The sequence below is a fragment of the Nostoc piscinale CENA21 genome (assembly GCF_001298445.1).
In the GTDB taxonomy this organism is placed as follows: Bacteria; Cyanobacteriota; Cyanobacteriia; order Cyanobacteriales; family Nostocaceae; genus Nostoc_B; species Nostoc_B piscinale_A.
In genome coordinates, this window is the sequence record NZ_CP012036.1 from 1,366,765 (window position 1) to 1,387,204 (window position 20,440).

The 20,440-nt window shown below is 41.3% G+C and carries 13 protein-coding genes and 2 pseudogenes; 8 read left to right on the forward strand and 7 right to left on the reverse strand.

Features of this window, described 5'->3' with window-relative positions; translation table 11 throughout:
• Positions 1-129: 129 nt before the first annotated feature.
• From ACX27_RS06080 to ACX27_RS06090, 3 genes and pseudogenes are all read right to left on the reverse strand, one after another.
• Positions 130-1,092, reverse strand: coding sequence for a protochlorophyllide reductase (locus tag ACX27_RS06080; protein WP_062289726.1), 963 nt, complete (start codon positions 1,090-1,092; stop codon positions 130-132).
• 463 nt (positions 1,093-1,555) lie between these two features.
• On the reverse strand, positions 1,556-1,969 hold the full coding sequence (locus ACX27_RS06085) for a hypothetical protein (RefSeq protein ID WP_062289728.1): 414 nt from the start codon (positions 1,967-1,969) through the stop codon (positions 1,556-1,558).
• Positions 1,970-2,415: 446 nt separating this feature from the next.
• Positions 2,416-3,670 (reverse strand): annotated as a pseudogene (locus ACX27_RS06090) (FG-GAP repeat domain-containing protein).
• A 492-nt stretch (positions 3,671-4,162) separates the two neighbouring features.
• Here ACX27_RS06090 and ACX27_RS06095 point away from each other — a divergent pair.
• From ACX27_RS06095 to argJ, 7 genes and pseudogenes are all read left to right on the forward strand, one after another.
• Positions 4,163-5,480: pseudogene (locus ACX27_RS06095) on the forward strand (aminopeptidase P N-terminal domain-containing protein).
• A 232-nt stretch (positions 5,481-5,712) separates the two neighbouring features.
• Entirely contained in the window at positions 5,713-9,093 is a 3,381-nt protein-coding gene (locus ACX27_RS06100) for an EAL domain-containing protein (RefSeq protein ID WP_062289731.1), read from the forward strand.
• Between the two features lie 145 nt (positions 9,094-9,238).
• Positions 9,239-9,979, forward strand: coding sequence for an RNA methyltransferase (locus ACX27_RS06105; protein WP_062289734.1), 741 nt, complete (start codon positions 9,239-9,241; stop codon positions 9,977-9,979).
• A gap of 165 nt (positions 9,980-10,144) precedes the next feature.
• Positions 10,145-11,689 carry a serine hydrolase gene (locus ACX27_RS06110; protein WP_083468679.1) on the forward strand — a complete coding sequence of 515 codons (1,545 nt, stop codon included), beginning with the start codon at positions 10,145-10,147 and terminating at the stop codon, positions 11,687-11,689.
• 21 nt (positions 11,690-11,710) lie between these two features.
• A complete protein-coding gene (gene psb28, locus ACX27_RS06115) occupies positions 11,711-12,082 on the forward strand; it encodes a photosystem II reaction center protein Psb28 (RefSeq protein WP_062289740.1) in 372 nt (123 codons plus the stop codon).
• Positions 12,083-12,498: 416 nt separating this feature from the next.
• Positions 12,499-13,974, forward strand: a complete 1,476-nt coding sequence (gatB, locus tag ACX27_RS06120; protein ID WP_062289743.1) for an Asp-tRNA(Asn)/Glu-tRNA(Gln) amidotransferase subunit GatB — start codon at positions 12,499-12,501, stop codon at positions 13,972-13,974.
• A 747-nt stretch (positions 13,975-14,721) separates the two neighbouring features.
• Positions 14,722-15,981, forward strand: a complete 1,260-nt coding sequence (argJ, locus tag ACX27_RS06125) for a bifunctional ornithine acetyltransferase/N-acetylglutamate synthase (RefSeq protein ID WP_062289746.1) — start codon at positions 14,722-14,724, stop codon at positions 15,979-15,981.
• 187 nt (positions 15,982-16,168) lie between these two features.
• Here argJ and ndhO read toward each other — a convergent pair whose 3' ends face one another.
• From ndhO to ACX27_RS06145, 4 genes are all read right to left on the reverse strand, one after another.
• On the reverse strand, positions 16,169-16,384 hold the full coding sequence (ndhO, locus tag ACX27_RS06130) for an NAD(P)H-quinone oxidoreductase subunit O (protein ID WP_062289749.1): 216 nt from the start codon (positions 16,382-16,384) through the stop codon (positions 16,169-16,171).
• A 284-nt stretch (positions 16,385-16,668) separates the two neighbouring features.
• Positions 16,669-18,963 (reverse strand): 1,4-alpha-glucan branching enzyme, encoded by a 2,295-nt coding sequence (gene glgB / locus ACX27_RS06135; RefSeq protein ID WP_200929917.1) that lies wholly within the window; start codon positions 18,961-18,963, stop codon positions 16,669-16,671.
• Positions 18,964-19,226: 263 nt separating this feature from the next.
• Positions 19,227-19,559: a type 2 periplasmic-binding domain-containing protein gene (locus tag ACX27_RS06140; RefSeq protein ID WP_062289751.1), complete on the reverse strand. Its 333-nt coding sequence runs from the start codon at positions 19,557-19,559 to the stop codon at positions 19,227-19,229.
• 247 nt (positions 19,560-19,806) lie between these two features.
• On the reverse strand, positions 19,807-20,016 hold the full coding sequence (locus ACX27_RS06145; protein ID WP_062298184.1) for a hypothetical protein: 210 nt from the start codon (positions 20,014-20,016) through the stop codon (positions 19,807-19,809).
• Positions 20,017-20,170: 154 nt separating this feature from the next.
• Between ACX27_RS06145 and ACX27_RS31565 the strand changes: the two genes are divergently transcribed.
• On the forward strand, positions 20,171-20,374 hold the full coding sequence (locus ACX27_RS31565; protein WP_144427409.1) for a hypothetical protein: 204 nt from the start codon (positions 20,171-20,173) through the stop codon (positions 20,372-20,374).
• Positions 20,375-20,440: the final 66 nt, after the last annotated feature.

Consider the following 20,440-nt stretch of genomic DNA (forward strand, 5'->3'; position numbering starts at 1 on the left):
TATAAACCCATCAGTTTTTTCTCCCTTGTCCCCCTTGTCTACCTCATCCCCCTTGTCTCATCACTTATAAGGTGTAAGGTTGTAAATATCCTACACCCTTACACCCCATCTTCATCACCGTAACTTCAGTTACGCTAACCCAACTAGCTTTTCACTCAAATCCCACAGGCGTTCAGCTTTAGCATCATCCCGCGCTTGGGGAGAAACTGTCTGCACAAAAGACTTACCATCTTTTTTCTGGCGATTTCCCCAACTCCAATAAGCACCAGATTGCTTATATTCTGGCTCAATCACCACGGCTGCAACCCGTTCTCCTGCTGTATCTTGAGAGACATATCCCCCAGTAATGTATTTTTGGAACAAGGGGAAGAGTTTTTGGAATAAAGGATAGTGGTTGCGGAATAGTGGTGTTTCAGCCACACATCCCGGATAGAGAGAGGTAAAGGTAATACCAGTTGATTCGTGATAGCGTCGATGCAGTTCGCGCATGGTTAATACGTTGCAGACTTTACTATCTTTGTAAGCTTTAACGGGTTCAAATTTCTTACCGTCAATCATCGAAATCGGTGCTTTAAAGCCTGCGGCAAAGCCTTCTAAATCACCCAAGTCTGGACGTGGTGGAATCTTACCACCTAGTTCGTCTGGATTGTGGGTAACAGTTCCCAAAATTACCATTCGCTTATCCGCAGCTGGAGATTTTTTCATATCCTCCAGCAAAAGTTTGCACAGCAGAAAATGACCAAGGTGATTAGTGGTCATGGTTAATTCGTAGCCTTCGGGGCTGCGTAATGGCTCTTTGATTAATGGCATATAAATTGCCGCGTTCGCCACTACGGCATCTAAATATTTGCCACTCACTCTAAAGTTATTGACAAACTGGCGCACACTATCCAAAGAACCCAGGTCAATGTGCATGATGGTATAGCTGTCCTTGGGTATGCCTACTTCTTGAGCAGCTTTTTCAGCCTTTGCCAAATCTCGGCAGGCCATGACAACGTGCCATCCTCTGCGAGCAAATGCTTTTGCAGCGTACAAACCCACCCCAGAGGACGCACCTGTGATTACAACGGTTGACTTCTGATCCTGTGCCATTGCTATTTAGACTCTGTTATCGCCTTTTACTATCTTCTGGATTTTACATCACTGGGTTATACAGATTATCTATCAATTTTTGCTTAATACTTGTTAACAATTGCAGAATTCAGGAGTCATAATTCAGGAGTCAGAATCAACACCTCGACTAAATTCGGTGCTGATACCGTTTCACTTTAAGTCTGATACAAATAGATCGCAGGGTAACAGAGGGCATAGTGCAAGGGAAAAGAATAAAAAACCCATGAATTTGGATCATTTTTTTCGTTAAATAGTATGAATCAGTGATGAAAAAAGACCATCACTGACTTTATATGTAGCAATCCTAAATGATTTATAAACCTATCTCCCTTGTCTGCCTTGTCTCGTATCTTCTTATATCAAATAGAACTGCTAGAAATAACCTCTAATAAAAAAATAATGGTGGGCATAACCCACCAAAAATCTCTATTTAATTTTTATTTTATAATAAACATTCTCTAGTTTGATGATGATTGATAAACATTTCCATGTCATATTCAATATTGTCTAAGACAATTGAAAAATTAGTTCTATCATATTCACCCTCACAAAAGGTTTCCATATATAAATTACTGCCTGAATTATCAATATATGCTTTCATAAACATAAATAATAAATTCAGTTCATTTACGTATTCTAAAAGATTATGTCTATATACATTCAGATTACAAGAATAAAGAATTCTAATTAATACGCCTCGATTTGGTACATTTTTAACTATTAAACCATGCTTTCTTGGGTGACGACATAACAGTAATTCATCTTCTTCATCAACATGATAGCCATTGAATTCTAAATGATTGCGATATCTCACCAAAGGGTGAGCTAAATAATCACCGATGTTAATTTCTGACATGGGTATAAACCTCACAATGTGCTTAACCAATGATGTTGGTTAAAGTTAGTATTCCCACTTAGAGATAATTTATTAACTCTATCTTGAGATATATAAAAATCTGGTTTGATGCCTGAATCTACTTGTGTAGATAGGAGTGGGGAGTAGGGAGTAGGAAAGAAAGCCTATCTTAGTGTGATGAACAGAAGCTAGAGTGAGAAAGTGATTAACCTCGCTTATACAGGACGCTGCTACAATCCGTCTAATTTTAAATAAGCAGTATGCTCAAAGTCAGAGCATACTGCCATAACAGAAGGTTAAGAATTCAAAATCCAGACTTGATCAGAGTTGGAGAATCAGTACTATGAAAATTTCTATCTAGTAGAGTGCTGATTCATGAATGATTCTGAATTTTGATTATAACCATTACCTTCTGTGGTCAGAATCGCACCCGAAATCACCAATTTTTAGCCGGTATACCAAGCAGCACCAAGTCTATCTTTAGTAGCGACAGTAGATTCTGTAGCTTGTGTGCCATTCATTGTCCAAATCTTGTCTGCACCGGAAGCTTGATCACGCCAGTAGACATCTGTTTTACCATCGCCATTGAAATCGCCAAAGGATGGTGTCAAGGATGGGCTGTTGCTGGGGAGGAAGGCTTCAGATTTAACTGATGTACCATTCATTAACCAAGCGGTGTTTTCACCAGTTTTTTGATTGTGCCAGAAGATATCGGTTTTGCCGTCGCCGTCAAAATCACCAATGTTAGCTTGCCAAGAAGAATCAAGGGTCTTAGCTGCGGCTTCGGTAACGACGATACCGTTCATCGTCCAAATTTTGTTTTGACCACTGGAACTGTTACGCCACAGAATATCAGTCTTTAAGTCGCCGTTGAAATCACCCAGGATGGGAGTTAAAGCTGAAGATTGAGATTGCAGGTTAAACTTACTGACTTGTGCGCCATTCAGGAACCAAGCACTGTTAGCGCCAGTATTGGCATTGCGCCAGAAGATATCACTTCTACCGTTACCGTCAAAATCAACAACAGTTGGAGTTAAACCAGCTGCTGTGGTTTCTAGAACATTGGCACTAGAAACTTTTGTGCCATCCATTGTCCAAAGGGCATTTTGGCCAGTTTGAGCATTATTCCAGAAGATATCGGTTTTACGATCGCCATTGAAATCACCAATTAAAGGATTCCAGTTAGCATCGACTTTCTCTAAAGCGGCAGTACTAGCCACTTTTAGTACCATCTATGAGGGCAACTCTATTTTCACCTGTTTGCTTATTCCGCAACAGAAAGTCGGTTTTGCCATCATTATTAAAATCAGCAATTCTGTAAGTCCAAGCGTTGATATCAAACTTACCCATAGAACCTTGGGAGAGAATTTGTCCACCATCCATGAGGCGAATCACAATCTCACCTGTTTGAGCATTAACCCAGAGTTTATCGACTTTACCATCACCGTTAAAATCAGGTGCGATCGCGGCACTCTTTAAGTAAGGGTTGGGGTTAGGATTGGCACTGGCTGTTACTTTTGATGTTGTACTTTGCTGGGTTGATAAAGAGCTTGTTTCTAATATTGAAGCTGAACTACTACCTAAAAAAGTTTTGCCAATTCCTTGAGTATTGTCGAGAACGTCTAACAATTCACTGGATTTTTTCAAAGAGTCAGAAAATGCTGTTACTTGTAATGCTGATGATTTTGAAGTTGAAGACATAGTGCGTTCTGATCACTGGTTGTCCTCAAAGTTTTAACTTAAAGCTCTTAGTCATTTCTGTAATTTAATAACAGTTATTGTCTTTTTCTGGTTTTATAACTAAACATTTTACTAATTAAAATATCAAGGTTTCTATACAAGTTCTCTTGTATAAATCATTTGATTTATTTTTGCAAGTCCTAGATAATCAATCATGCAATTTGTCAGCGTATTTTATTTATGTCAAGCTTTAAATATATAAAATAAGTTTGTCATCTATTTATCAGCAGATAAAACTTAAAATGACCAAACAATACAAACATGAAATGCTCAAAAAGTTCTGAGTACAATATCTCAAGCATGCGAAAAGATTGGTTAAAGTAACTGCAACCAGGAATTATTGAGAGGTAAGTTAGGAACAGTATGAAGATTGCTGAGTACTTGTTTTTGACTCAACCTTCAGTAGTAGATAAGGTAAAATAACACAGTATTTAACTGACAAATTGAAAAACTATGCAATTAGAATATCGGCAGCGTCGGGAGCAATTAATGGCAAAAATTGGCAATGGCACGGCGATTTTTCGCAGTGCGCCAATGGCAGTAATGCACAACGATGTCGAATATGCTTATCGTCAAGATAGTGATTTTTTCTACTTAACAGGCTTTAATGAAGCGCAAGCCGTGGCGGTGTTAGCACCAAATCATCCCGAACATCGCTTTGTGTTATTTGTCCAGCCAAAAGACCGAGAAAAAGAAGTTTGGTCTGGTTATCGCTGTGGTGTGGATGCAGCCAAAGAAATTTATGGTGCTGATGCAGCTTATCCCATCAATGAATTAGATGAGAAATTGCCTCAATATCTCGAAAAATCTGATCGCATTTATTATCACTTGGGTCGCGATCGCCAATTTAATGAAAAAAATTTTAGAACATTATCAAAGTTTACTGCGGACTTATCCCAAACGAGGTACAGGGCCAATTGCCATTGAAGATACCTGTACAGTGCTTCATAGTATGCGCCTAATTAAAACAGAATCCGAATTAGAAATGATGCGCCAAGCAGCTGCGATCGCAATTGAAGCACATAATCAAGCAATGGCAATTACCAAACCCGGACGTTATGAATACGAAATCCAAGCTGAAATCGAATGGCTGTTTCGCCACCGGGGTGCAATGGGGCCTGCTTATCCTTCGATTGTGGCTTCAGGGGTGAATGCTTGCGTCCTCCACTACATTGAAAATAATCGTCAGATGCAGTATGGCGAACTGCTATTAATTGATGCTGGCTGTGCCTACAATTATTACAACTCTGATATTACCCGGACATTTCCGGTGGGTGGTAAGTTTACGCCAGAACAAAAGACATTATATGAGATTGTACTAGAAGCGCAAAAACAAGCGATCGCTCAAGTCCAACCAGGTAACACCTTTAAAGCAGTTCACGATACGGCTGTGCGCGTCCTCACCGCAGGCTTAATTGACCTTGGCATTCTCCAAGGCGAAATTGACAAAATTATCGAAGAAGAAAAATACAAACCATATTATATGCACCGTACCAGCCATTGGTTAGGCTTGGATGTGCATGATGTTGGCGTTTACCAACATGGTGACGACCAACCGCAGATTTTACAACCCGGTCAAGTCCTCACAGTCGAACCGGGACTGTACATCGTCCCAGATACAAAACTAGCCGAAGACCAACCACAAACCCACCCACGTTGGATTGGCATTGGCATTCGCATCGAAGATGATGTACTGGTCACAGCTACAGGCCATGAAGTATTAACTGCCGGAGTTCCCAAAGAAATAGAAGAGGTAGAACGAGTTGGTTAAAGAAGGCAGAATGAAGTTCGCGAAAGCGTTGCTATCAGGCTAGACAGGAGGAAATAACCATAAATTCTGCCTTTTTTGTCCAGAATTTGCCCTTAAACCCCTACACCCTTATACCCCCACTCCTACCTCCACACTTAAGATTTTCTAGGTAAGTTCAGCAGTTACACGGAAGCCATAAAAAATCAGATCAGTTATTCAGTGGATGATAGTCAGTACATCTAGCTAGAAAACTATGGTCAGTAATAGTTCTGTGCAGGCCGACAAAACCCAACGGTTAGTAATGCGCCTGCCACGTACCTTGAGTTATCTAGAAACTTGGGGCTTTGGGCTGACGGGTCATGTGGGATGGATTGGCACTGCACCGATTATCCATGCAGCACTGGGATCTAAAGCTATTTTTGTGTGGTTGTTTGGAACGATCGTTTCTTGTATTTTGAACTTACAAATCCAAAGTTTAGGTAAACATTGGCTGGATGTAACCGGAGGAACACCTAATTATACGGCTCGGCTACTCAAGAACTATCCTCATTTGGGTCTCTATGTTGCTTTGGCATATTACTTTAGTTGGGCAGCTGCACCAGCATTATACGCGATTATCCTCACAGACTTAGTTAAAGTTAATTTTCAGCCTTTAGGCATTTCCTGTCCAGAAACTTTCTTAAAAATTACCTTCACAGCAATTCCCTTTATTGTCGCCTTTAGTGGGACTCGTGCTGTCGCACTACTGCACTTATTTTTTGTGATTCCGGCAATTTCATTAGTACTTTTGTTTTGTACTCAAGGTATATTTTGGTTAGTTTTATCCCAGGGGATTAATTTATTTCCACCCAGTACAAATAGCATAACTTTTGCCGAATGGGCAAAGTGGTTTTTCCTGGCTAGTTATTCAGTTTATGCTTGTGAAACCACATCTGCTTTTGTTGCCGATAGCCGTTCTCCGCAAAAAACTTTGAAGTTTTTAACCACAGCAGCTTGGCTAATTCCCCCTGTTTTTCTTGGTGGTTCGTGGGTATTAATGTGTACCGTTACCCATACTAATCTTGGTGAAGATACATTCTTGAATTTATTAGCTGCATCACAACCTTTTTGGGGTTCATTTGCCCCTTTTTTAGTCACACTATTAATTGCTTTTTCTTGTCTGCTAAGTTGTGCTACAGCCGTTACTAATTCTCCTCGGATTCTCTACCAATTAGCCTTGGATGGTCAGTTGTCGCCTGTGTTCACTGGAGTTTCCCGCGAAGGCATTTTGGGGCCAGCTATTTTTATTACTTTTTTACTCAGTTTGCTTTGTTTGAATTTAGGCAGTGTATCTCAACTGGTGACAGTGGCAGGTACGTGTTATTTGTTAGCAATTATGGGGTTACATTTTGGCTTGTGGTTATGTCGCAATCAAGCAGAAGTTTTGTGGCCTTGGTGGTCGTTGGGTTTTTTTTTGGTAGAAGCAGTAGTTTTAGTAGTTGGTGGGTTAGCTTGGAGTTGGCAAGATTTATTAGCTGGAATGATTATCCCTCTGGTGCTGATGATGGGAGATACAGGTTTGCGTAACTGTAATTTTGCACCATTTCATCCCCAATGGTGGACAGAACGTTACACAGAAAAATTCACTAGTAATAACTCAGATTTTGTTGTACTTCAGATAATTGTTTTAGTATCGCTGATTTGTGCTTCCGCTATTGGCAGTTGGATTTTGCGTGATTTATTAGGTGAATTTCATGACAACTCAGGCAATTCGTTACTGGCAATTGTGTTGGTTATGCTTTCGTTTGTGGGGGTAGCGATCGCCTGCTGGACTACCCTACCACAAATTGCAGCCATTGATCAGGCACGGCAACAAGCCAAAAATCTCTTTATTACCACCCTCAATACTGTTCCCGATGTTGTTTTAGTTTTGGATGAGCAAGGTACAATTCTCCAGACTAATTTAGCAGCTGAAGAATTATTTCAAATTAGTACCCAGCAATTAATCGGACAGAGTTTAAATCTTTTCCTAATCAACCATCATGGTAAACCAGAACAATGGTCTATGCGGAGTGAACAAACTCTCACCACCAAGCATGGTTCATACATTGTAGAATCTACTGTTTCCCAGCCTTCTAACTTGTCATTACGACAATATGTTGTCATTCTGCGTGATATTACTCAACGCAAACTAGCCGAAGAAGAACTCAAACAATACCGTTGTCAACTGGAACAGTTAGTCGCAGAACGTACCATTGAACTGATGAGACTAAATCAACAGCTGCAACAAGATATTCTCGAACGACAACGAGCCCAAGAACTATTGCTGCACAACAGTTTACATGATGCCCTCACCGGATTACCCAACCAATCTTTATTTATGGAGCGAGTTAAACTGGCTCTAGAACGCAGCAAACAACAAAGAGATTATGTATTTGCTGTACTATTCTTAGATTTAGACCGCTTTAAGGTAATTAATGATAGTTTAGGACATTTACTCGGCAATCAACTGTTAATTGCCATTTCCCATCGACTCCAGTCAATTTTACGCGCAGGCGATATGGTGGCGCGGTTTGGTGGTGATGAGTTCACAATTTTACTGGAAGAAATCGATGGGATCAACGGTGCAATCCAAGTCGCCGAACGCATTCAAAATTTACTCGCTTTACCTTTTCAATTAAATGAACATAAAGTATTTACTAACGCAAGTATGGGAATTGCTTTAAGTACAAATAATTATGAGCAAGCTGCACATATTCTGCGGGATGCTGATGTAGCAATGTATTCAGCGAAATCTAATGGTAAAGCACGTTATGAAATTTTTCATCCCACCATGCACGAAACTGCATCTCTGCTATTACAGTTAGAAACTGCGATGCGTCATGCACTGATTCAGCAAGAAGAATTTCGCCTGCACTATCAGCCGATTGTTTCTCTAGTTACAGGTAAAATTATTGGTTTTGAAGCCTTAATTAGATGGCATCATCCCGAAAGAGGTATTATTTCTCCAGAAGAATTTATTCCCTTAGCAGAAGAAACCGGAATGATTGCTTCTATCGGTCAATGGGTGCTTTATGAAGCTTGTCGCCAATTGCAAGTATGGCATCAACAATTTCCTGCTTGTTTACCCTTGACAATTAGCGTCAATTTTTCTGGTAAACAAGTTATGCAGCCGGATATTGTCAAACAAGTGCAACAAGTTCTGCACAATACAGGTTTAGAACCCAGTAGTTTGAAGTTGGAAATTACCGAAAGCTTACTGATGGATAACTTTGAATTAGCCAACGCTATGCTTTCGCAATTAACTACCTTGAATATCGAGTTACACATGGATGATTTCGGCACAGGTTATTCATCCTTAAGTTATTTGCACCGCTTACCACTGAGAACGATTAAAATCGACCGCTCTTTTATTAGTAATATTGGTAGTCGAGGGGAAAATTTAGAAATTGTGCGAGCCATCATTACATTAGCTCACAGTTTAAATATGTCAGTCACTGCCGAAGGCATTGAAACAGTAGAACAATTAGCCCAACTCAAAGCCTTACAATGCGACCAAGGACAAGGATATTTCTTTTTTCCAGCCTTGGAAGGTTCTGTAGTAGAAGTACTGCTGGGCAGTAATTTATCGGAGAGGAATTTTTTTGAGGTATAAGATCATAAGTAGAAAGTCGCTAAAAAAGTTAGGGTAAGAGCGTTTAAAGAAATATGAGGAAGTTTAGCTATCCTGGAAATTTTCCATAGCTTGGAATGGTGAATTATGTAAAATGCACAAAGTAAAAGATATGGAGAGATAGAAAATGGCATTAACTGGGGTCAGGATTGTGTTGGTAGAACCAGCTGGCCCAATTAATGTGGGTGCGATCGCTCGTGTGATGAAAAATTTTGGTTTGCATAACCTCATATTAGTTAACCCCCAATGTGACCCGCGATCGCCAGAAGCGATGAAAATGGCTGTCCACGCCAAAGATATTTTAGAATCTGCGGTGGTAATACCAACTTTACCAGAGGCTTTGCAAGGATGCGTCAGAGCGATCGCGACTACTGCGCGTGTGCGTGATTGGGGAACACCGTTAGAAACACCCAGCAGCGCCTTACCTTGGTTACTCGAAGAACCAGACAAACCCTCAGCGTTGATTTTTGGCAGAGAAGACCGAGGATTAAGTAATGAAGAATTAAATTATGCCCAGCGATTTATTCGCATTCCTACCAGTGAGGTTTATCCCTCATTAAATTTAGCTACGGCTGTCGGGATTTGTTGTTATGAACTGGCGCAACAAGTGGAAATTGCCCAACCCCAGATCAGTCAACAAACAGAATTAGCACCTTTTGAACTGGTAGAGGCTTACTACCAACAATTAGAATCGCTACTGTTAGATATTGGTTATCTCTATCCCCATACAGCCGCGAGTCGGATGGAGAAATTTCGCCAACTATATAATCGCGCCCGACTGACAACTAATGAAGTGGCGATGTTGCGGGGAATTTTTCGGCAAGTAGAGTGGGTGCTAAACAATCGTAATGATGATGAAAACTTATGATGTATCGATTAATATATACGGAATCTCCCTCAAAATAGATAATATGGCTTAAACTAAACACACTACTGAGTAGTCAAAGTTGATTTCAGCATTAAGCTGTATGAACAGTCAGTTTTAGGCCGGGAGTCTGCAAGAAAAAATTCGAGTGAGTCACAAGGAGTAGCAGTGACAGAATCAAGTGACAAACTAAGAGCTTTCTCGCGGCGACAACCCCCAAATGGCCGCCCGCGATCGCGCAAAGCTCCGAAAGCACAACCAAAAAAAGCAAAAGTTCCCCAGCCACAGCAACGTCCTGTGGGTAGAGAACAAATACTGGCATCAGGCGCGATCGCAATGGGCGGAGTTCCCCGGCCAAGACCAGGGCTAGTGATGCCAACGGCTGTCAAACCCATCCCCAGAAAACCCGCTCATGTTCCACCCCCGTACCCCAACACTGTTAAGGTAAAAACAGTGCGGGTACAGAAGCCGCCACAGCCCAAAGGAACTAAAAGAGTGTCAAAAAAGACACGGCTAAAGCCAATGGCGAGAACGATGTTATATATCCTGCGGTTGTTAATTGTGGGAGTCGGTATGGGTGCGATCGTTGGTACAGTACTATCAGCCCTCGACCCAGCTACTCGCATTAATTCCAACTCGCCCGTGTCATCAAATACTAATAATTCTGGTCAAATTCAGCCACAAAGCACTCCTAATCCTGTAGCGCCAACTTCTGGTTTATACCTGTCCCAAGAAATTACTCCACTCAAAAATGCTGTGCAGAATTTGGCAGCCACCACCCCAGACCTGACACCAGGTATTTTCTTAGTTGATTTAGATAATGGTGGCTATGTAGATATTAATGCTGCCGTTGGTTTTCCTGCCGCCAGCACCATTAAAGTCCCGATTTTGGTAGCGTTTTTTCAAGATGTTGATGCAGGCAAAATCCGCTTAGATGAAATGCTGACCATGCAGCAAGATATGGTAGCAGGCGGTTCTGGAAATTTCCAATTTAAACCAATTGGGACACAGTATAGTGCGTTGGAAGTTGCTACTAAAATGATTACCATCAGCGACAACACCGCCACAAATATGCTGATTGCGCGACTGGGAGGCATAGACGCATTAAATCAACGTTTTCGCAGTTGGGGATTAACCACAACAGTAATTAAAAATAAATTGCCAGATTTACAAGGTACAAACATCACCAGTCCCAAAGAACTGGGTAACTTGATGGCAATGGTGAATCAAGGTAACTTTGTGAGTCTGAGATCGCGCGATATCATGCTGGATATTATGCGTCGTACCGAAAGAGATCATCTCCTACCATCTGGTTTAGGCGCAGGAGCAAGAATTTACCACAAAACAGGCGATATCGGCACAATGCTGGCAGATACAGGTTTAGTTGATATTCCCAATGGTAAGCGTTACATCATTTCTGTGATGGTCAAACGCCCAAATAATGACCCCCGTGCCGAAAAACTCATTAGTTCCATTTCTCGGATTACTTACGAAAATCTCAGTCAAAGTAGCCCAGCAAATACAATCAATAACAATATCCCCACAAATACTTATCCATCCCCAGCCATTAGTTCTCCCATACCTAATACTACTGGGGTAATGCCCATGAGTGGTTATCAATCACCTATAATTAATCCCACTGTCCCTAATAACATACCAATGACTGGTTATCAATCACCAGTTATTAACCCTCAATATTATTCTCCAAGATAAACTTGTAGTTTGGCATTTTCCATGACATCTACCACACCCACAATTCAGTTTTTTGCAGGCATTTTTGAAGAACTCAGCAATGTGAGTTTGCGACGTGGCAAAGTTTCCGGGAACCGCATCGTCGCTATGACTTTTAATCAATTACAAGCTTTAGAAGGCTTTAATAGTTTTACAAAACCATCTTTAAATTCCTTATTGTTAACTGATGAAGAAGGTGAAATTAGTGTAACGCCTTCTTCAACTCGGTTTATTTTTGGTGGTGATGAGGGTGATGAATTACAACGGGTAGAATGCCAATTTGAAATTGAACAAGATGATCATTGGGAACGCTTTATGCGCTTTATGCAGCGTTACGCGGAAGCTAATGGGATGGAATATAGCAGTCCTAATTGAGATAGATAAGAGGGACAAAGTAGACAAGGGAGAGAGGTTTTTAAATCATTTGGGATTGATAAATCAAAGCTGACTTCATTCCATAAAGTTTCTTTACTTTTTGTAAAAGTACTAAAAAAATAAATTATCCAAATTTATTTACTCAACAAAACTCTTATCTGCCTTGTTGTTCTTGTCTAGGCTGTTGACTTTGTTGGTTTTAAAGCAGTATAAATTCATACAAATAATTAATTGTGTCAAGAAAATCTAGCCTAGTCAAAGTCGGTAGTAGTGCATAGTTTTGATTTCTCAAGTATTGGTTGAGTCAGGGAAGAGGAAGTATGGAGTGGGGAGTCGATTTGTTTGTCATTCCATGAGGACTGCTATATAAAGCTAAAATAGTAATCTACGTGTAAATTGGTCGAACTTTAAATCTTATGACTTCTGCTACTCCAGTCAAAACTGAGTACGAAGCGATTATTGGTCTAGAAACCCATTGTCAGCTCAGTACGAATACCAAAATTTTCTCTAGTAGCTCTACGGCGTTCGGTGCTGATCCAAATACTAACATTGACCCCGTGTGTATGGGATTACCAGGGGTTTTACCAGTACTCAACGAAAAAGTGCTAGAGTACGCAGTTAAAGCAGGTTTAGCATTGAATTGCCAAATCGCCAAATATAGCAAATTTGACCGTAAACAGTATTTTTATCCTGATTTACCGAAAAATTACCAAATTTCTCAATATGACCTACCCATTGCAGAACATGGTTGGATCGAAATTGAGATGGTAGATGCTGATGGTAATCCTGTGCAGAAGCGCATTGGAATTACCCGTCTGCACATGGAAGAAGACGCAGGTAAATTAGTACATGCGGGGAGCGATCGCCTGTCTGGTTCCAGTTATTCTTTAGTAGACTACAATCGTGCAGGTGTACCGTTAGTAGAAATTGTCTCGGAACCCGATATCCGTTCGGGACAAGAAGCCGCAGAATACGCCCAAGAACTCCGCCGAATTTTGCGTTATCTCGGTGTGAGTGATGGAAATATGCAAGAAGGATCGTTGCGTTGTGACGTAAATATTTCTGTACGTCCCGTCGGACAAAAAGAATTTGGGACGAAGGTAGAAATTAAAAATATGAACTCCTTCAACGCCATTCAACGGGCGATTGAATACGAAATTGAACGTCAAATTGAGGCTGTTGAAGCCGGAGAACGCATCATTCAAGAAACGCGGTTGTGGGAAGAAAGTTCACAACGCACAATTAGTATGCGGACAAAGGAAGGTTCCAGCGATTACCGTTACTTCCCCGAACCAGATTTAGCACCTATTGAGGTTTCTGATAGTCAATTAGAAACATGGCGTAGCCAACTACCAGAACTCCCAGCCCAAAAGCGTCATCGCTACGAAACTGAATTAGGACTTTCGGCTTATGATGCACGAGTCTTGACAGAAGAGCGTTACGTATCCGAATATTTTGAAGCAGCGATCGCAGCTGGCGCAAGCCCCAAAGCCGCAGCTAACTGGATTACTCAAGATATCGCTGCATATCTCAACAAGCAAAAACTCAGCATTTCTGATATTGCTTTAACTCCGGCGAACTTGGCTGAAGTCATCACCCGCATTGAAAAAGGCAAAATTAGCAACGCCCAAGCTAAAGAAAAATTGCCAGATTTACTCCAAGGTGTGACTCCAGAAAAAGCTTTTGCTGGTCAAGAGTTAATCACTGACCCCAGTGTCCTAGAACCAATTGTTGATGAAGTGATTGCGGCTAACCCCAAAGAACTGGAAAAATATCGCAACGGTAACACCAATCTCAAAGGTTTCTTTGTGGGGCAAGTGCTGAAAAAGACTAGCAAACGTGCTGATCCGAAATTAACTAACGAACTGGTAGATAAAAAGCTCAATGCCTAGTATGACCGGGAGTCAATTCCCTCAAATCAAGCATTCTGCCCAGGTTTAGTTCAGTAATTTCTTTACAGGATATTTACTAAAAATACCATCTACTCAGTAATAGCCCTCACAATTAAAAGGCTATTCTATGGTTAGTAGATTCACCCTAATGCTTCGGAGAGTTGCCTGTGCTGCTCTCCTTATTTATTAATGATAAAGTTATGTTTCTCTCACATAAGAAATCTTGATTTGGAATAGCTATATTGATGGCAGTGATAACAGTATTGATTGCTCAAAGTATTAAATTAGTTGGGTTTATCCTCAAAACTCACCACGCAGCACCTAAAACTTTGCAATCACCATAACATTTAAATACCCGATTGATTTTCCTAAAACTCTTATTTAACCTAGAAAACAAATGATATCTCATTCAAGCTCATCATAAAAGCCAATGTGCATTTTGCGAGGTGACACAAACTAGTAATAAAATTTACCATTTTCGTTTAAAATTTTATGTCTCAGTAATCTAAGGGTAAATTCTTAACAATATTTATACAAAAAAACAAATAATGGGTGATACTCCTCATGGCAAAAATGATATGCTGTGTTAAGTAGATGCACCCTGATGATCTGGAGAGCTGCTCAAGTGGCTCTCCTTTTTCAATGGATTTGGGGAGTCGGAAAAATAACTAATGACGAATGACAATTGACTATTGACTATTGGTATAATCGCCAGTCAGGCCGCTAATTTTGTGGGGGAACGGAAAAATGGCAGACTGGCAAGAAATTACTGGTGGTGTGACTGCTCCTAAAGGATATCGAGCCGCAGGAATCACCGCAGGATTAAAGCCATCGGGATTGCCAGATTTAGCTTTGATAGTATCGAATGTGGAGGCGATCGCAGCTGGTGTATTTACCACATCTCAAGTCAAAGCCGCCTGTGTAGATTATTGCCGTCAACGCTTGCAAGCTAAAACCAGCGCCCGTGCTATTCTCTGCAATGCCGGACAAGCCAACGCCGCCACAGGTAGTCAAGGTGTGCGTGATGCCGAGGAAAGTGCGGAATTGTTAGCCAAGGAATTAAATATCTCTACCGAATTGATATTGTTAGCCTCGACTGGTGTAATTGGTCAACGCATCAAAATGGATGCCTTACGCAGTGGGATTCCTAAGTTAGTGGCAAGTCTTTCAGAAACAGGTTCTGATGCGGCGGCTGGGGCAATTGTTACCACAGATTTAGTCACAAAATCCATTGCCCTAGAAACAACTATAGGCGATCGCCCAGTCCGTATTGGTGGGATTGCCAAGGGTTCGGGGATGATTCACCCCAACATGGCAACAATGCTGGCATTTGTTACTTGTGATGCGGCTGTTTCCCCTCATCTTTGGCAGCAAATGTTGAGTAGAGCCGCAGATAAAAGCTTTAATTCCATTACCGTAGATGGCGACACCAGCACCAACGATAGTTTAATCGCCTTAGCAAATGGTCAATCCCGTACCCCAGCAATTACCGAGATGGGTGCAGAAGCCGAGAAATTAGAGGCGATGCTAACAGCAGTATGTCAGCATTTAGCCAAAGCGATCGCACGAGATGGTGAAGGTGCAACCTGTCTCATTGAAGTGCAAGTTACAGGTACTCATGATGACCTCGCCGCCAGACAAATCGCCAAAACCATTGCGGGTTCATCCTTAGTTAAATCAGCAATTTTCGGTCGTGATCCCAACTGGGGACGCATCGCCGCCGCCGCTGGACGTGCAGGTGTACCCTTTGAGCAAGAAAACTTGCAAATTAAGTTAGGAGATTTCTTACTGTTAGAAAATGGTCAACCTCTGCAATTTGACCGCGCCGCCGCCAGTGCATATTTAAAACAAGCAGCCACCGATTATCCTAGCACTATCAAAACTCAACGCTTAGATAATCCCGTAATTATTGCTGTTAGCGTTGGTAATGGTCATGGTACAGGTAAAGCTTGGGGTTGCGATTTAAGTTATGACTACGTGAAAATCAATGCCGAGTATACAACTTAACTGACAACAGAATTCAGGACTCAGGAGTCAGAAGTAATTATAAAAGGTGGGCAATGCCCACCCTTTATATATAGCAGTCGAAGTATAGGTAAGGAAGTTTAAAAAGCAAGAATTTAGGCATAGTCAGACTTTTACCTCCGATTGGTGAGCGTAGCCGAACCACTGCCTCCTGCCTCCTGCCTCCTGCCTACTTAAATTGTTCTAATTGGTCTAAGCGCAACCAAATATTTGGTGTTGGGACTTGTCCGAATTTCACAAAGGCATAATCACCTTTAATATCCACAACTTCACCTTGAGTCTCAAACAAGTAAGCCGGAAAACGAGTGTCGCTGGCTGTGGCTTCAACGCTGTTTTCTAGCTTTTCGCGGATAGCACGAACAATGTCTCCTTTTTTGACTGGCATATATTCCCCTCTGAAGTTTGCAGATTGTCTCATAGAGGATTTTAGCTTGCGACATGATACCAAATCTCAGAGCGATCGCTTTGAGGTATTTAATTTATCCATAACATCTCAAACTATTTCTCTATTTAAAACCAGTAATCCCAGGACTTACCCACAAAGATTTTCTGCGGAGATTGGGTCAAGGAGTGTAAGGGTTTTAGATACATACACCCCTTCACCCTTACACCCAGTCCCAACGGAAAATTTCTGAAATCAAACAGTTGGAACTTTACCCACCGACAAAATTAAGCACCTAAAGCCGCAGCCGTTTTTTCCTTATCTAACTTGAACATCAACACACCCAAAGGTGGTAGACACAAATCTAAAGAATAAGGACGATTGTGCATTGACCAATCATCTGTCCATTTACCGCCCAAGTTGCCCATATTACTGCCGCCATACTGACGGGCATCACTATTAAACAACTCGGTATAAAATCCTTTTACTGGCACACCAATGCGGTAATGAGAATGCGGTTGGGGTGTGAAGTTACAAATTACTACTACAAAATCCTCAGAATCTTTATCACGGCGGATAAAGGAAACCACACTGTGACGATTGTCGCTACAATCAATCCACTCAAACCCTTCTCTGGCAAAATCTAAGGTATACAAAGATGGTTCAGAGCAGTAGAGTTGGTTGAGTTCTTTAAAAAATTGTTTTAATTGTTGATGTGGCTCATACTGTAACAATTGCCACTCTAAATCAGCCCAAACATTCCACTCACTCCATTGCCCAAATTCCATGCTCATAAACATGGTTTTCTTGCCTGGGTGAGCAAACATATAAGTGAATAAACAACGCACATTCGCCATCTTTTGCCATCGATCACCAGGCATCTTACCAATGATGTTGCTCTTACCATGCACAACTTCATCGTGAGATAACGCCAGCATAAAATTTTCGCTGTGGTTGTACCACATACTAAAGGTGATGTTATTTTGATGGAATTGGCGGAACCAAGGGTCCATGCTGAAGTAATCCAACATATCGTGCATCCAACCCATGTTCCACTTTAAGTTAAAGCCTAAACCGCCTGTGTAGGTAGGCCAAGACACCATCGGCCAAGATGTTGATTCTTCAGCAATGGAAAGTACACCGGGAAAATAACTAAAAATCAGGTGATTTACTTGACGTAAGAAATCCGCAGCTTCTAGGTTTTCTCGACCACCGTATTGATTAGTTACCCATTCACCTTCTTTACGGCAATAGTCAAGATATAACATCGAAGCTACAGCATCTACACGAATGCCATCGATGTGATATCTATCAAACCAAAACAAAGCATTTGCTACTAAGAAATTTCTAACTTCGTTGCGGTTGTAATTAAATACCAGCGTACCCCATTCTTTATGTTCACCTTTGCGGGGGTCAGCGTGTTCGTATAAGTGAGTACCATCAAAGAAAGCTAAACCATGTCCATCTTTGGGGAAGTGGCCAGGAACCCAATCGACAATTACGCCAATGCCGTTTTGGTGACATTGGTCAACAAAATACATGAAATCTTCAGGAGTGCCAAACCGGGAAGTAGGTGCATAATAGCCAGTAACTTGATAACCCCAAGACCCATCAAAAGGATGCTCGGCAATGGGTAATAGTTCTACATGGGTATAGCCTAAATCTTTGACATAGGGAATCAGTCGGTCTGCCAATTCCCGATAAGTTAAAAATCGCGCACCGGGCTTTAATTCCGAAACAATCACTACAGGCTCAGTTTCACCATTGGGTAATTTAGGCGGTTCGGCACTGGAAGCGTGTAGCCAAGAACCCAAATGTAATTCGTAAACAGAGACGGGTTGGGTCAGGGGGTCAGTGTGACGACGCTTTTCCATCCAGCCTTCATCATTCCATTGATAGGAATTTAAGTTAGTGACGATGGATGCTGTTTTTGGCCGGGGTTCCTGTTGAAAAGCGAAGGGATCAGATTTTTCGTAAATGTGTCCTTCTATATTTTTGATTTCATATTTGTAATGCTCCCCTACCCCGATTTCAGGAATGAATAATTCCCAAACCCCTGTGGAGCCTTTACGCATTTGATGTTTGCGTCCATCCCAAAGGTTGAAATCTCCCAATATAGAAACGTTACGCGCATTGGGAGCCCAAACAGCAAAATAAACACCTTTTACACCGTCGATTTCGGTGGGATGCGCTCCAAGTTTTTCGTAAATTCGATGATGGTTACCTTCCGCAAATAAGTGCAAGTCAAAGTCTGTTATGCGCGGAGAACGGAAAGCGTAGGGGTCATAGGTAACTCGCTCATGCTCTCCTTCTTGAATGCGTAACTGGTAGTTGGCAAGTTCTGGGGTTTCAATCGTACATTCAAAAAAATGGGGATGATGTACGGGCTGCATGGGGTACTCTTGACGTTCTTCGGGAACAACTACCCAGGCTGCACTGGCATTTGGTAGATAAGCGCGTACAGCCCACACTTGTTTACCATTTTGTTCTACTGCATGAGAACCAAGTATTTCAAATGGATCGTGATGCTGATTCCAAACTATACGGTTAACCTGTTCCTGAGCGATCGTGGCTATGGACATGAAGCTACCTATGTTGAATAAAGTGATTAACTAAACCGGCTTTTTTAATATGTATATCTATTCTTTACATTTATTTGCAATTTATTGCCACCGTTATAGTACATCAGATGGGGACATAGGGGATAAGGGGTAGCAGTGAGATAGCAAGCGTAGCAGTCGAAGGTCAAAAGGCAAAAGTTAAAAGTCAAAAATGAAGAACACTTTTGACTTTTGGTTTTTTACTTTTGACTTCTCCGGCTTTACCAGAGTGCCTTCTACTATCTCTACAAATCTAAAAATGGGAATAACTGAAGCAAAGCATTACGTATCCGCAGCAAAAAGAGAGTTTGCCGTAGATTGGTGCTTAATTTTGGTGGCGGAACTTTTTGGAGTTGTGCTTGTAGTTCTGCATACTCAGTAGCACTGATGGGTTTGCCATCTATGGGCGATCGCGCATCTAAAATTATTTCTGTGCGTAATATTTCTTCTGGGATATCTTCTGGAGGTGGTAAAGCCATAACTGCTGATCCCCAATGGCTAATTAACCATACACCCACACTAGAGATAAAACTTAGTAGCCCCAATATGATTCGCTTGTGAGATTTCACTTTCCCCATCGCATCACCTTCAAGTCATACTGATTGAGCCAAAAATTTAAATGGACACTTGGTTGTGGCATTGACCGACATTACCAGTGTCCATTTACTGTTATGTTTTAGCTTAACAGATGTATAAATTGGGCTTGAGTTGGGTAGTCACTTTCTGAAGAATACTCTGATTCTTTTTTGCTACCCAAGCACTCAAGCAATTTTCGTAAACTGCAAGACCAAGTGCTTGTTTGGAAACAAAACTTCAGACCAAGAACTAGGGTGTTGTAGTAGGGCTTGCAGTGGGAGTAGTAGTAGCAGTGGGAGTAGCAATAGGAGAAACTGTAGGAGCAGTAGTCCCAGTATCGGAGGGTTCACCTGTAGCGGCTGGTGAGGTTGTCGTATTAGGTGTATTACCACCCTCACATGCTCCTAAAACTGCCGCCAAACTTAACATTAGAGCTAAACCAAATATTTTTGTTTTCATAACTCCTCTTTCACCAATTATGGCCATCAAATGTTTGTGCCTTTTGACTAAGATAACCTAATTTATTGCGAATTGTTGCAATACCTGTCTCGGAGATATTGAAAAACTTACCTAGGACTGATTATTGATGTTTGAGTTATGATGCCGCAGACTGATGAAGATATCAAATGATGAGCAGGCGATCGCAATCAGTGGCTTGTTTTTTATCTTGTCTTGCCATACTCAGATGCACTACTTAAAATGTCAAGTGATCCAATGGCTAATCTTTGATGATGGAGACAGAGAACAAGAAGTAAGAAACCAATATTTGTGCGACTTCTCAACGGATTGTCATATCTCAAAAACATTTCAAAGATAGTTGACAGTTAACGCTATACTCATGCAAATCCCAGAAAAGGCTATTTTAACCTGAGCAAAATTCCAT